At 69.2% G+C, this 13,457-nt stretch carries 17 protein-coding genes; 11 read left to right on the top strand and 6 right to left on the bottom strand.

Translation table 11 applies throughout. From position 1 onward, the window contains the following. Positions 1-52 precede the first annotated feature (52 nt). Entirely contained in the window at positions 53-304 is a 252-nt protein-coding gene (locus NO930_RS03540) for a DUF7127 family protein (RefSeq protein ID WP_137783380.1), read from the top strand. Next, entirely contained in the window at positions 301-2,568 is a 2,268-nt protein-coding gene (locus NO930_RS03535) for a CDC48 family AAA ATPase (protein WP_256402507.1), read from the top strand. Before NO930_RS03540 ends, NO930_RS03535 begins: the two co-directional genes overlap by 4 nt. 73 nt (positions 2,569-2,641) lie before the next feature. Here the strand turns inward: NO930_RS03535 and NO930_RS03530 are convergent, their stop codons facing one another. Beyond that, positions 2,642-2,881 (bottom strand): DUF8029 family protein, encoded by a 240-nt coding sequence (locus NO930_RS03530; protein WP_256402506.1) that lies wholly within the window; start codon positions 2,879-2,881, stop codon positions 2,642-2,644. A 146-nt stretch (positions 2,882-3,027) separates the two neighbouring features. After that, complete coding sequence (gene engB / locus NO930_RS03525; protein WP_256402505.1) at positions 3,028-3,648, bottom strand: GTP-binding protein EngB; 621 nt, start codon at positions 3,646-3,648, stop codon at positions 3,028-3,030. Positions 3,649-3,765: 117 nt separating this feature from the next. Here engB and NO930_RS03520 point away from each other — a divergent pair, with 117 nt between their 5' ends. The 6 genes from NO930_RS03520 (at position 3,766) to speB (ending at position 7,563) form a co-directional block, all read left to right on the top strand. Continuing rightward, positions 3,766-4,203, top strand: coding sequence for a CBS domain-containing protein (locus NO930_RS03520; RefSeq protein ID WP_256402504.1), 438 nt, complete (start codon positions 3,766-3,768; stop codon positions 4,201-4,203). 82 nt (positions 4,204-4,285) lie between these two features. Then, entirely contained in the window at positions 4,286-4,720 is a 435-nt protein-coding gene (locus NO930_RS03515) for a MoaD/ThiS family protein (RefSeq protein WP_256402503.1), read from the top strand. Between the two features lie 114 nt (positions 4,721-4,834). Next, positions 4,835-5,983, top strand: a complete 1,149-nt coding sequence (locus NO930_RS03510) for an aminotransferase class I/II-fold pyridoxal phosphate-dependent enzyme (protein WP_256402502.1) — start codon at positions 4,835-4,837, stop codon at positions 5,981-5,983. Further along, complete coding sequence (locus NO930_RS03505; protein WP_137784134.1) at positions 5,983-6,270, top strand: hypothetical protein; 288 nt, start codon at positions 5,983-5,985, stop codon at positions 6,268-6,270. The genes NO930_RS03510 and NO930_RS03505 overlap by 1 nt, the downstream gene beginning before the upstream one ends. Positions 6,271-6,333: 63 nt before the next feature. Then, the gene (locus tag NO930_RS03500; RefSeq protein WP_137784133.1) at positions 6,334-6,711 is read left to right on the top strand and encodes a translation initiation factor IF-5A; all 378 of its coding nucleotides are present in this window, start codon (positions 6,334-6,336) and stop codon (positions 6,709-6,711) included. Between the two features lie 9 nt (positions 6,712-6,720). Next, complete coding sequence (speB, locus tag NO930_RS03495) at positions 6,721-7,563, top strand: agmatinase (protein WP_137784132.1); 843 nt, start codon at positions 6,721-6,723, stop codon at positions 7,561-7,563. A gap of 18 nt (positions 7,564-7,581) precedes the next feature. On the opposite strand, the gene NO930_RS03490 is transcribed toward speB, so the two are convergent. After that, positions 7,582-7,833: a SelT/SelW/SelH family protein gene (locus NO930_RS03490; protein ID WP_049983181.1), complete on the bottom strand. Its 252-nt coding sequence runs from the start codon at positions 7,831-7,833 to the stop codon at positions 7,582-7,584. Between the two features lie 198 nt (positions 7,834-8,031). Then, positions 8,032-8,682 carry an HVO_0476 family zinc finger protein gene (locus NO930_RS03485; RefSeq protein ID WP_256402501.1) on the bottom strand — a complete coding sequence of 217 codons (651 nt, stop codon included), beginning with the start codon at positions 8,680-8,682 and terminating at the stop codon, positions 8,032-8,034. Positions 8,683-8,847: 165 nt separating this feature from the next. Here NO930_RS03485 and prs point away from each other — a divergent pair, with 165 nt between their 5' ends. Beyond that, complete coding sequence (prs, locus tag NO930_RS03480) at positions 8,848-9,717, top strand: ribose-phosphate diphosphokinase (RefSeq protein WP_256402500.1); 870 nt, start codon at positions 8,848-8,850, stop codon at positions 9,715-9,717. Here prs and NO930_RS03475 read toward each other — a convergent pair. Then, a complete protein-coding gene (locus NO930_RS03475; RefSeq protein WP_256402499.1) occupies positions 9,714-10,283 on the bottom strand; it encodes a sugar O-acetyltransferase in 570 nt (189 codons plus the stop codon). The two genes, prs and NO930_RS03475, sit on opposite strands and share 4 nt — an antisense overlap. A gap of 106 nt (positions 10,284-10,389) precedes the next feature. On the opposite strand from NO930_RS03475, the gene NO930_RS03470 reads away from it, so the two are divergent. After that, the gene (locus tag NO930_RS03470; RefSeq protein WP_137784717.1) at positions 10,390-10,815 is read left to right on the top strand and encodes a universal stress protein; all 426 of its coding nucleotides are present in this window, start codon (positions 10,390-10,392) and stop codon (positions 10,813-10,815) included. A 129-nt stretch (positions 10,816-10,944) separates the two neighbouring features. Here NO930_RS03470 and NO930_RS03465 read toward each other — a convergent pair whose 3' ends face one another. Further along, complete coding sequence (locus NO930_RS03465) at positions 10,945-12,528, bottom strand: globin-coupled sensor protein (protein WP_256402498.1); 1,584 nt, start codon at positions 12,526-12,528, stop codon at positions 10,945-10,947. A gap of 139 nt (positions 12,529-12,667) precedes the next feature. Between NO930_RS03465 and NO930_RS03460 the strand changes: the two genes are divergently transcribed. Further along, on the top strand, positions 12,668-13,435 hold the full coding sequence (locus NO930_RS03460; RefSeq protein WP_256402497.1) for an MBL fold metallo-hydrolase: 768 nt from the start codon (positions 12,668-12,670) through the stop codon (positions 13,433-13,435). Positions 13,436-13,457 lie beyond the last annotated feature (22 nt).

Genomic DNA, 13,457 nt, shown 5'->3' with positions numbered 1-13,457 from the left:
TGCGGTTTTACGCGACAGATTTAAATACTTCTGCGCCTAACTTGTTGTTAGGATGAATCACCAACAGACCCAATCGGCCGGCGACGGCGCGCTGCTTCGTCGGTACGAGTACGAGGACGGCTGGGTCGTCGCCGCCGATCTGGGCGCCGACGCCGAGAACGTCTCAGTCGACACCGTCGGTGAGACGGCGATCGTCGTGATCGAGGGGTCCGGCGAGCCGGTCGAATCCGAGTTCGACCTTCCCGGAACGGCCGACTCCGTCTCGGTCGCGAACGGCGTGATCACGGTGGAGGGCGAGCGATGAATCTCACCGTCAGACCGCTGAAACAGAAGGACGCCGGTCGCCGCCTCGCGGCGATCGACCGCGTCGCGGCCGACGAGCTCGGGCTCTCGGGCGGCGACATCGTTCGCGTCGAAGGGCAAGACGGAGCCGCGATCGCTCGCGTCTGGCCCGGCTACCCCGAAGACGACGGCACGGGCGTCGTCCGCATCGACGGTCGGCTCCGTCAGGAGGCGAACGTCGGGATCGACGACCGCGTGACGGTCGAGTCCGTCGACGTCTCCCGCGCGGAGTCCGTGACTATCGCGTTCCCGAGCCAGCTTCGGGTGCGCGGTCAGATCGCGCCGTTCATCCGGGACAAGCTCTCCGGTCAGCCGGTGACCGAGGGACAGACGATCCGCACCTCGATGGGCTTCGGCCTGATGGGCGGTCAGTCGCAGGCCGTGCCGATGAAGGTCGCCGAGACGCACCCCGGCGGCACCGTCGTCATCACCGACGAGACCGATATCTCGATCTCCGAGGTCGCCGCCGAGGAGATAGCGGAACGCGGTGACGGGTCCGACGGGGCCAGCGAGGGCCCCGACGTGACCTACGAGGACATCGGCGGGCTCGACGACGAGTTAGAGCAGGTCCGCGAGATGATCGAGTTGCCCATGCGGCACCCGGAGCTGTTCAAGCGGCTCGGGATCGACCCGCCGAAAGGCGTCCTCCTGCACGGGCCGCCGGGCACGGGGAAGACCCTGATCGCGAAGGCCGTCGCCAACGAGATCGACGCGAACTTCCACACGATCTCCGGCCCGGAGATCATGTCGAAGTACTACGGGGAGTCAGAAGAGCAGCTCCGCGAGGTGTTCGAGGAGGCGGCCGAGGAGTCGCCCGCGATCATCTTCATGGACGAGCTCGACTCCATCGCGCCCAAGCGCGAGGAGGCCGGTGGCGACGTGGAACGGCGCGTCGTGGCCCAACTGCTCTCGCTCATGGACGGGCTCGAAGAGCGCGGCGAGGTCGTCGTCATCGGCGCGACCAACCGCGTCGACGCCATCGATCCCGCGCTCCGTCGCGGCGGTCGCTTCGACCGCGAGATCGAGGTCGGCGTCCCCGACCGCGACGGCCGCAAGGAGATCCTGCAGGTCCACACGCGGAACATGCCGCTGGTCGAGGGGATCGACTTGGACGAGTACGCCGAGAACACCCACGGCTTCGTCGGAGCCGACCTCGAGTCGCTGGCGAAGGAGTCCGCGATGCACGCGCTGCGGCGCATCCGCCCCGAGCTCGACTTAGAGAGCGACGAGATCGACGCGGACGTGCTGAACTCCATCCAGGTCACCGAGAGCGACTTCAAGGAGGCGATCAAGGGGATCGAACCCTCGGCGCTGCGCGAGGTGTTCGTGGAAGTCCCCGACGTCACTTGGGACCAGGTCGGGGGCTTAGAGGACACCAAAGAGCGGCTCCGCGAGACGATCCAATGGCCGTTAGAGTACCCCGAGGTGTTCGAGGAGCTGGACATGCAGGCCGCAAAGGGCGTCCTGATGTACGGCCCGCCGGGCACGGGGAAGACCCTGCTCGCGAAGGCCGTCGCCAACGAGAGCGAGTCGAACTTCATCTCGATCAAGGGGCCCGAGCTGCTGAACAAGTACGTGGGCGAGTCCGAGAAGGGCGTCCGCGAAGTGTTCAGCAAGGCCCGCGAGAACGCGCCGACCATCGTGTTCTTCGACGAGATCGACTCGATCGCGACCGAGCGCGGGAAGAACTCCGGCGACTCCGGCGTCGGCGAGCGCGTCGTCTCCCAGCTGCTGACGGAGCTCGACGGGCTCGAATCGCTGGAAGACGTGGTCGTCATCGCGACGACGAACCGCCCGGACCTGATCGACTCCGCGCTGCTCCGGCCCGGACGCTTGGACCGCCACGTCCACGTCCCCGTGCCGGACGAGGAGGCGCGCAGGAAGATCCTGGAGGTCCACACCCGGAACAAGCCGCTGGCCGACGACGTCGATCTCGACGCGCTCGCCCGCAAGACGGAGGGGTACGTCGGGGCCGACATCGAGGCCGTCGCTCGGGAGGCGTCGATGAACGCCTCGCGGGAGTTCATCGGCAGCGTCTCGCGTGAGGAGGTCGGCGAGTCCGTCGGCAACGTCCGCGTGACGATGCAGCACTTCGAGGACGCCCTACAGGAGGTGAACCCGAGCGTCACCCCCGAGACCCGGGAGCGCTACGAGGAGATAGAAAAGCAGTTCAAGCGGTCGGACGTCGACCGCACGGAAGCCGAGCCCGGCGCGGCGTTCCAGTAGGCCCGCTCCGGAACCGTTCTCTACCGACCGGCCTCGCGGCCGCGTTTTCTCGTTTCGTGCCGGTTTCGCCGCCTCAGATGATGCCGAGGACCGTCAGCAGGTAGGCGGCGGCGACGACGACGATGCCGATCGTGACGAGTCGCCACGCGAGCTTCAACACGAACTTCCCGAGGACGATCACGATCGCTGCGGCGACGAGCGCGGCGAGCAGCTGTCCGGTCGGGCTGGCGAGGATCCCGGCCTGGAGGGGCGTCGACGCTGCGAGCTCGGCGAATGGCGTAGTCATGTCCGGGGCCACGGCGAGGCCGGGCATAAGCTTGTGGGGGTCGAGGACGGCTCACGGGAGGCGATCGAGCAATCGAAATCGACCGTGCGCCGTCGTGAGTCCGGACAGGAACCGTTGTTCGATATCTGAGAGTGACAGAACGGAAGGCGTTCGACGAGGACGACGGGAGACACCTACGAGACGAACTTCAACAGGTCGTCCCGGTTGTGCTCGTGAAAGCGCGTTTGGAGACACTCCTCCAGCGCCTCGACGTCGCCGCGTTTCGCGCAGATCGGGGCGATCCGGTCGGACCACTGCTGCCACGGCGGAAACAGTCCGAGCCGGTCGCAGATCTCGTCGAGCCGCTCGTCGAGATCGTCGATCTTGTCGGTCTTGTTCACGGCCACGATAGGCTCGACGCCCACGTCTTCGAGGAAGCCGTACATCTCCACGTCGTGCGGGACGTTCCCGCGCTCCGCGTGTCGGTCGATGATGTCGACCGCGGCTTTTCCGTCCATGACGACGACGCCCGCGAGGATGTGCTCCGCGTTCGCCTCCAGGTACTGGACGATGTCCGTCTTGATCTGCTCGCGGCGCTCGTCTTCCACGCCCGACATGAATCCGAACCCGGGCAGGTCGGTGAACATGAACCCCTCGCTGGCCCAGTCGAAGTGGTTCGGCTGGCGGGTCACGCCCGGCTTGCCGCCGGTCGAGAAGTCGTGGCCCGTCAGTTCGCGCATCAGCGTGGACTTGCCGACGTTCGAGCGTCCCACGAGGACGACCTCGGCGTCGCGGTCCGGCCGGTCTTCGAACATGTGCCCATCTGCGCGAGGGAGCCGGTTAAAGGGCGCGTCGTGGGGTCGGCCGGGATCCGAGAGCCGACGCCCGACGCGACCCGTACGACCAAGTGCGCGCCGCGAGTACGGACGGGCATGCTCGTCGAGGAGGTGATGTCGACGGAGTTGGTCACCTGCGACGTCGGCGCGTCGGTCAGGGAGGCGGCGGAGCGGATGCTCCGGAACCGGGTCGGGAGCGTGATCGTCGTCGACGGCCGGACGCCGGCGGGGATCGCGACCGAGGCCGACGTGCTCCACGCGGGATACGCCGCCGACGAACCGTTTTCGGCCATTCCGCTACGGAAGGCGATGACCAGCCCGGTCGTGACGATCCGGCCGTCGGCGACGCTCCGGACCGCGACCGACCGAATGCGCTCGGAGGGGGTAAAAAAGCTCGTCGTCACGGAGGACATGCGACCGGTTGGGATAGCGACCACGCAGGACATCGCCGACAACTACGGACAGATCCGGCGCGAAGTCCGAGACCTCGCGGCCGACGCGACGAGCTGGTCGAATCGGAGCGACCGGCCCTGAGACGGTCGCGTGCGGCGGACGACGGAACGCACCGAACATGTTCGCGCGGCGGCTTACCCGGCTCGGTCGCGTATCGATCGGCATGACCGCGACACGGGAAGCGACCGACCCTCGGACCGAGGACGGTCCCGAATCGGCGTCGAGTACGGACGCGACGACCACGGTCACCGTCAAGTGCACCGGCCACGTCCGCACCGAACTCGGCGAAGACGAGTTCGAGTACGCGTTCGCCGGGGAGACGCTCCGTGCGTTCCTCGACGACCTGTTCGAGGAGTATCCCGAGCTTCAGGAGATGCTCATCGCGGAGACGGAGGCCGACGCGACACACAGCGGCTGGGCACCGACGCCGGAGGAGCTCCCCGGAACGTGGACGAAGAATCCGGTCGGCGAGCAGACGATAGCGTACGCCCGGATCCTCGTGAACGGCCGCTTCAACGAGAACGAACGGGGGTTCGACACGGAGCTGACGGACGGCGACCGCGTCGCGCTCGTCTATCCGTTCATGTTCTGTTGCTAGCGACGGACGCGACACGGCGTCCGACGCCCGAGCGGTGCCGCCTCGGTCGATCGAACGGTGCTCGCGAACGCGAGAGACCGTAGCACATATCCTCGCGCCGCTCCGAGCGGTCGTATGCGCATCGACCCGTTCGGTCTCGAACGCTGGTTCGCGGAACACGAACACGAGGCCGATATCATGTTGGCCGAGAGCGGGATTCGGTCGCTGGACGCGAGCCGCTTCGACCTCGATCCGGGTCGGCTCGACTACGTCATCCCGACGAACGGCGACCCCGACCTCCGCGCCTCGGTGGGCGACCGATACGGGCGCAGCGCCGACGAGGTCCTCGTCACGTGCGGGACCCAAGAGGCGAACTTCCTCGCGTTCGCGTCGCTGCTCGGCGACGAAGCGGGCGTCGGGGAGGGAGGAGGCGGCGACTACGACCCGATCGGCACCGGCACCCACGCGGTCGTCGTGACGCCGACGTATCAGGCCCTCCACGCCGTCCCGGAGGCGTTCGGCGAGGTGACGCGCGTCGAGTTGGAGCCGCCGGCGTGGGAGCTCTCGGCCGACGCGGTCGCCGACGCGGTCCGGGAGGACACCGCGGTCGTCGTGGTGAACAACCCCAACAACCCCACCGGTCGGTATCACGACGAGGACGCGATGCGAGCGATATACGACGTCGCCGTCGAGAACGGCGCGTACCTGCTCTGTGACGAGGTGTACCGGCTGCTCGCAGAGGACCCGCAACCGCCGGTCGCGAGCTACGGCCGACACGGGATCTCGACGACGAGCCTCACGAAGGCGTACGGGCTCGCCGGGCTCCGGTTCGGCTGGATAGCCGGTCCGGAGCCGGTCGTCGAACGGGCGTGGCAGTGGAAGGACTACACGACGATCTCTCCGTCGATCTTCGGCCAACACGTCGCGGAACAGGCGCTCGGCAGACGCGAGGACCGAATCCTCTCCGAGAACCGCGAGCTCGCCGAGACGAACCGAGACGTCGTCGCCGACTGGGTCGCGGACCGCGGCCTCGACTGGTACGACCCGGTCGGCGTCAACGGGTTCGTGACGGTGCCGGACGGCTTCGCCGACGCCGAGGCGTTCTGTCGGACGGTCGTCTCGGAGGCGAGCGTCGTGCTCGCGCCGGGGAACCTGTTCGGGTTCCCGGACCGCTTCCGCATCGGGTTCGGGCTGCCGACGGCGGAGCTGGAGGAGGGGCTCGACCGCGTCGACCGCGTTATCGACGAGACGGGGGAGACCGCGACGAACGGGGGTGCGGCCTGATGGGACTGTTGAGCGAGCTCAAAGCCGACGTGGTCGGATTCGTTCGGAACCCGACCGACGAGCAGAAGCTGCTGTTCGTCGCCGTGATCGCGATGGCGATCTCCGACCGCTTCTTCTACTGGGTCGACTTCCCGATCGTCGTGCGGACGACCGCGGCGGTCGGCGTCGGATTCATCGTGCTGTTCGTCGCGAGCTACCTGTACACGGGGTCGTTCGTGCCGCCGGACGGAAACGTCGACGACGAAGACGAGGAAGACGACACGTACGTCGACGAACTCGACCCCTGACGACGAGAACGGTCGCGGCGGCGTTCCAAACCGTTTATACCCGCGCCGGAGGAAGGTTCGCGCATGCCGCGAGAGCAGAAGCAGGTTCGCGAACTACAGGAGGGCAGCTACGTCATGATGGACGACTCGCCCTGCAAGATCAATCACTACAGCACCGCCAAACCCGGGAAACACGGGAGCGCCAAGGCCCGCGTCGAGGGGAAGGGCGTCTTCGACGAGAAGAAGCGCTCGCTCTCCCAGCCCGTCGACGCGAAGGTCTGGGTGCCGATCATCCAGCGGAAGCAGGGGCAGGTCGTCTCCGTCTCCGGCGACGACGCGCAGGTCATGGACCTGGACACCTACGAGACGTTCACGATGCGCATCCCCGAGGGCGAGGACTTCTCCTCCGACGACAACATCGAGTACCTGGAGTACGAGGGCCAGCGGAAGGTCGTCGGGTAATCGAGGCCGATGTTTCCGGGAGCGACGACCGATCGCGAGGCTGCTTCCTACGTGGTCGTCGGCGCTCCCCTCGACGCGACGACCACCTTTCAGCCGGGCACCCGGTTCGGACCGGACCGAGTCCGGCGGTTCGCCGAGACGTTCGACGACTACGACCGCAGAACGGAGAGCCGCTTCTCCGCTCACGGCGTCTGTGACGCCGGAGACGTGCGGCCGTGGGACGACGTCGAGGCGTACCTCGACCATCTCGCCGCGGAACTCAGAAGCGTCGTCTACGACGACGCCGTCCCGCTTCTCGTCGGCGGCGAGCACACCGTCACGCACGCGGGCGTCGCCGCGACCGACCCGGACGTGCTCGTCGTCTGCGACGCTCACCTCGACCTGCGGGACGCCTACGACGGGAATCCGCTGAACCACGCGTGCGTCACCCGGCGGGCCCTCGACGACCTCGGCGTCGACCGCGCCGTGATCGTCGGCGCGCGCACCGGCTCGGAGGCCGAGTGGGACCGCGCCGACGAGGCCGACGTGACCGTGGTCGCTCCGGAGGACGCGCGCGAGTGGACCGACGCGCTCGACGGGGACGGACCCGGTCCGTTCGCCGACGAGACGGTGTACTGCTCGATCGACATCGACGGCCTCGATCCCGGGTTCGCGCCGGGGACGGGGACGATGGAGCCGTTCGGCCTGACCCCACGGACGGTCCGCGACCTCGTTCGGACGGTCGCGCCGCGCGCCGTCGGCTTCGACGTCGTCGAAGTGAACGACCGCGACGACGGGCAAGCCGCGGCGCTGGGCGGGAAGCTCCTCCGCGAGTTCGTCTTCGCGCACGCGGTCAGCGCGGCGGAGCGGTGAGCGGGGGTGACCCCGTTCTCACGAGACCTCGGAGAGGCGTCGCCGCGCGGCCGTGACCGCCTCCATCGCGTCGATCCACTCGCGGGGGTCCGTACACCAGATGCGGTCGCCTTCGACGCTGACACAGAACACGGAGTCACTGGAGGGCGAAAGCGTTACCGCGTCGACGTCGGGCCGATCACCGAGGTACGAGTCGATCAGGCGTCGGGCCGTCTCGGCCTCCGGCTGGAGGCGACTGCCGGCGGCGTACTCGATGGCTATCTCTGCCATACGCGGCCAGACGACCCGCATAATTAATAACTACACTTTGCTGGCAGCGCTTGCAGCCTTCCGTGCGGACGCGTGGCACGATTTCGGGCTGGTCGGCCGCCCGTACGCGTGCTCGGGGTCGGCCGCAGTCACGTCGACATCGTCGGTGCGGTCGCCGTGTTGCGCGCCGGCCTCGTCACCGCATCGACGTCGACGTGATCACCACGCCGACCACGCGGTCAGGCTCTCGTCGCGAGCGTACACGCGCTTGAGGTCCTTGGCGTACGCGAAGTCGCCGGGATGGTCGAGCTTTTCGTGGCGGTACTCGGGGGCGTCCTCGCGGATCTGGAGCCCCTCGACGGTGAACTCCTCGTCGCCGAACTCCGCCGTCTCGTCGACGGTGAACTCGTAGTCGCCGGGGACGTTCACGCGCAGCGAGCGCGTCTGGTCCGCGGCACCGTCCTTCGGGTGTAGCGTCACCGCGACGGCGACGTTGTCGACCGCGCGCGTCCACAGCGTCTCGACGTCCTCGATGTCGGCCTCCTCGACGCGCTGTTCGGGACCGACCTCGATCCCGGTGACGCGCACCTGCATCAGCGCGTCGTCGGTGTCGACGACGAACTCCTCGCCGGTCGCGACGTAGGTGTCTGCGGGCACGTCCATCCGCGTCGTGAACGACTCGCCGTCCTGTGAGACGACGATCGTCAGCTCGACGGTCTCTTCTTCCGGTATCTCGGTCTTGTACGTGTGGTCGCAGTCGGTACAGCGGACGGTCGCCTGTCCGCCGGGGCGTAACACCTCGTGGACGGTCTCCTCGCCCGGCGAACACGCCGGACAGGGGAGACCGACCGGGTCTCCGGATTCGCTCATTACCGCGTCGTACCCGTCCAACGCGTAAATATCCGCCCCTGTGGGGCCGGTGCGTGGGTCGCTGGCGTGTGCGAACGTCTGGCTCGCCCGGCGTCTCCCGCAACCGGAGCGCCGCGTCGTCGGTGTAAGGAAACTGGTTTACCGGTGTCCGGGATACGGGCGACCATGATCGTACCCGGATCCAGCTCACAGATCCTCGCGGCCGCGCTGGCCGAGGAGACGGGGAACCCGCTCGCGACGCCGACGTACGACCGGTTCCCGGACGGCGAGTCGCTCGCCGCGGTCCCCGACTTCGACGGGGAGTCGGCGACGGTGGTCGCCGCGACCGACTCCGACGCCGCGTGGGTCGAACTGCTCCAGCTACAGGACGCCGTCCGCGAGGCGGGCGCGACGGACGTGACCACCGTCGTCCCGTACATGGGATACGCGCGACAGGACCAGTCGTTCGGCGACGGCGAGCCCGTCTCGGCGCGCGCGATGGCGCGCGCGATCTCGACCGGAACCGACCGCGTCGTCCTCGTCAACCCCCACGAACGGGACGTCGCAGCGTTCTACGACGTGCCCGTGGAGATCGTCGACGCCGCGGCCGTCCTCGCCGACCCGCTCCCCGACGACCTCGCCGACCCGCTGTTTCTCGCGCCCGACGAGGGCGCGGTCGACGTCGCGGAGACGGTACGCGACGCCCACGGCACCGGTGAGGTCGACTACTTCGAGAAGCACCGCGACCGCGACACCGGCGCGGTCGAGGTCTCCCCGTCGGACGCGCCCGTCGCCGGCCGCGACGTGGTCGTCGTCGACGACATTATCGCCACCGGGTCGACGATGAGCGAGTCCGTCTCGGTACTGACCGACCGCGGCGCGGCGGGCGTGATCGCCGCCTGCGTCCATCCCATGCTCGCGGCCAACGCCGTGACGAAACTCCGGAGCGCGGGCGTCGATCGCCTCGTCGGGACCGACACGATAGAGCGCGGGTGTAGCGTCGTCAGCGTCGCCGCTCCGCTCGCCGCAGCGCTCGGCTCTCTCGGCTCGGATTAGGCCGCTTCGTCGGGGATCTCGCGGATCACCTGTGCCGGGTTTCCGCCCGCGACGACGCGCTCTGGCACGTCGCTCGTCACGACGGAGCCGGCCGCGACGACCGCGCCGTCGCCGATCGTCACGCCGGGCGTGACCACGGCGCGGCCGCCGATCCACACGTCGTCGCCGACGGTCACCGGCTCTCCGCGCTCGCGTCCCGTCGCGCGCTCGTCGGGGTCGATCGGGTGCGTCGGCGTGTACACGTGGACGCCGGGACCGAGCAGACAGCGGTCGCCGAACCGGATCGGGGCGACGTCGAGGAACACGCAGCCGAAGTTCGCGAAGAAGTCGGTGGCGACGGAGACGTTGTAGCCGTAGTCACACCGGAACGGCGGCTCGACGACGGCCTCGCTCCCGCCCGCGTCGAACAGCGTGTCGAGGAGCGTCTGCCGGTGGTCGCGTTCCGCCTCGGTCGTCGCGTTGTACCGCCGGACCAGCCCGCGAGCGCGCTCGCGGTCGGCGACGAGGGCCGGATCGGTGGGGTCGTACGGCTCGCCGGCGAGCATTCGTTCGGTTTCGGTGGGCATGGCCTGTGTGGCGGCCCCACCCCGATAGTGGTTTTCCTCGGCCGATCTTCCCGCAGGACGGGCCCGTTGGCGTACCGTTATTTGTCCCCGGATCGAATCGGGAGACATGTACGACGACATCCTGGTGCCGACCGACGGTAGCGAGGCGGTCGACCGAGCGCTCGACCACGCGGTGCGGCTGGCGAGCGACCACGACGCGACGGTCCACGCGCTGTACGTCGTCGACCGGCGGATCGTCACCGCGAACTCCGGCGACCTCCACGACGAGATCGTCGCGGACCTCGAATCACAGGGGGACGCGGCGGTGGCGCGCGTCGCCGACCGGGCTCGCGAGGCCGGACTCGACGCGGAGACGCACGTCGTCGAGGGGACGCCCGACACTGAGATCGTCGCCTACGCCGAGGAAAACGAGACCGACGTGATCGTCTTGAGCCCCGAGGGGAAGTCCCCGCGCGAGCGGATCCAGTCGCTCGGGAGCGTCTCTGACCGCGTCGCCGACGACGCGACAGTCCCGGTGTTCCTGATCAAGTAGCGGGTCGGCCACCACTGGTCCGGCGGAGTGGCCGGCCGCGACGGCGCGGCAGGCCGGGGAGAGCCGCGGCGACGCGACGGGGCAAGTCAGAGCGACGGGCCGGGCCGGAGCGGCCCGCGGCCGGGACCGTCACTCGGCGAGGTCGTCCGCGGCGTCGGCGATGTCTCCGACGCGCTCGCGCTGGCTGTCGGTCGCGACCGCGATCTCGCTCGCGCCGTCGGCGACGGCCTCGGCGGAGTCGGCAGACTCGTCGACCATCGCGGCCACCTCCTCGACGGAGGCGGCCTGCGAGTCCATCGCCTCCGACACCTCGGCGACCCCGTCCGACGCGTCGACGACCGCGTCTTCGATCTCCGCGAGCCGGTCGAGCGCGCGGTCGACCCGCTCCGTCCCCGTCTCGACGCGGTCCGCGGTCCGTTCGAGTTCGTCGACCGTCGCGTCGCCGCTCTCGGCCACCTCGTCGACGGTCTCCTCGATGTCGGCCGCGTGGTCGCTCGCGTCCTGTGCGAGCGACTTCACCTCGTCCGCGACGACCGCGAACCCCGACCCGGCCTCGCCGGCGCGCGCCGCCTCGATGGAGGCGTTCAGCGCGAGGAGGTTCGTCTGGTCCGCCACGTCGCCGATCACGTCGGTGACGCCCCGGATCTCGTCGACCCGCGCCTGCAGCCGGTCCATCTCCTCGCGCACCTCCGCCGTGGCCTCCTCGATCTCCTCCATCGCGTCCGCGGCCTCCTCGGCAGCGGTGACGCCCTCGCCGGCGAGATCGGCCGCGTCGTCGCTCGTCGTCGCGACCTCGTCGGCCGTCGCCGCCACCTCCTCGACCGTCGCCGTCATCTCGTTCGCCTCCCGCGAGAGCTGGTCCATCCGCTCCGACTGCTCGCGCGCGAGGCCGTCGATCCGGTCGCTCTCCGCCGCGACCTCCGCCGTCGTCTCTCGGAGGGCTCGCGCCGGCTCGCCGATCCGCTCGCCCACGTCGCGTGCGAGCTCGCGCTGCCTGCGCGCCTCCCGCTCGGCCTCCGCGGCGTAGGAGTCGACGTAGGTGTCGATCGCGAGCTGCTGGTCGAGTAAGAACGCCTTGAGCACCGACAGCGCCTCGCGCTTGAACGTCTCGACCGCCTCGGCGGCGTCCGGTCGGGACGGTGTTTCGGTATCGGCGGCGTCGGTCGTCCCCGCCGCTGCGTCCGGTCCCCCGTTCGCTCCGCCCACCGCGTCGACGCCGCCGTCGCTGACGGCGTCGGCGCGCTCGCCGCGCCCCGCGACCGCCCGTTCGGCGAGCACGTCGAACAGGCCCTCGTAGTACACCGAGTACTGTCCGAGGTACGCGGCGGGACCGAGCCCGAGGAGGTCGTGCAGCCGCCCGACGCGGGCGCGGTCGGCGAAGTAGTCGCGGCCGTACTCGCCGGCGACGAGCCGGTCGAGGTAGCGGCGCTGCCCCGCGACGAGCGCCGGCATCGGCATGGACGAACGGTCGAGGATCTGCTCTATCTGAGGGTCCTCGCTGATGTGTTGATAGAAGTCGTCCACGATGTCGTCTGCGACCGGATCGAGGTCGGCGGCGATCGATTCGAGCCTCGCTTCGTCGTCCTCGTCGAACCGCGTGTGACGCTTCCGCCGGTCGATCTCCGCGTCGTCGATACCGAGGTCGTCCAAGAGTTCGTCGCCCTGCACCGTCGCGCGCACGTCGTCGTCGATGGCGACACGCTGACTGCTCATAGAGACCGAAGTCGCGAGTCGGTATATGTACCCTCGTCTCCGATTATCAGGTTGGTTTTTTCTGGTGCCCGCGGTGGGCGAACGGCCGGCCCGGTCGCCCACCGTGGGGCACTTAGGCGTCTGCGGCCTCGGTCGAGGCATGGAACTCACCGTGCTCGGCTCCGGCAGCGCGATGCCGGTTCCGGACCGCGCGCAGGCCGGCTACCTCCTCACCGACGACGGCCGAACGCTGCTCGTCGACTGCGGCGAGGGCGTCCTCCACCGGCTCGCGGAGACCGACCCCGGCTACGAGGGCGTCTCGACCGTGCTGTTGACCCATCACCACCTCGATCACGTCGCAGCGCTCTTACCGCTCGTGAAAGCCCGGTGGCTCGCCGGGGCGGACCACTTGGAGGTCGTCGGGCCGACGGGGACGAAGGCGCTCGTCGACGGGCTGTTCGACGTCCACGGGTACCTCGACGGCCGGATCGACCTGTCGGTCCGAGAGGTGTCCGCGTCGCGGTCGTTCTCGGCCGCCGGGTTCGACGTGGCGGCCCGCGAGACCCGCCACTCGATGGAGGGCCTCGCCTACCGGTTCTCGCCGCCGAGCGCCGACGTGCCGGGCGAAAGCGGACCGCTCGCGATATCGGGCGACACGGAGGCGTTCGCGGGGTTGGCGTCGTTCGCCGACGGCAGCGAACTGGTCGTCCACGACTGCTCGTTCCCCGACGGGACAGACGTGTCGAACCACCCGAACCCGACCGAATTGGGCCGCGCCTTCGCCGACGCCGACGTCGGCCGCCTGCTGCTCTCGCACCTGTACCCGCACACGGGAGGCCGCGAGCGCGAGATGGCACGGGGCGTCAGGGACGCGGGCTTTTCGGGCGAAGTCGAGGTCGCGAGAGACGGGCTGGTCGTCGAGGTGTGAGCCGCGGCCGCCCGGTGTTCGG

Origin of the sequence: Halorubrum salinum, assembly GCF_024494575.1 — an archaeon.
In the GTDB taxonomy this organism is placed as follows: domain Archaea; phylum Halobacteriota; class Halobacteria; order Halobacteriales; family Haloferacaceae; genus Halorubrum; species Halorubrum salinum.
The sequence above is the reverse complement of the archived record's forward strand: the minus strand, read 5'-3'. Positions and strand labels throughout refer to the sequence as shown.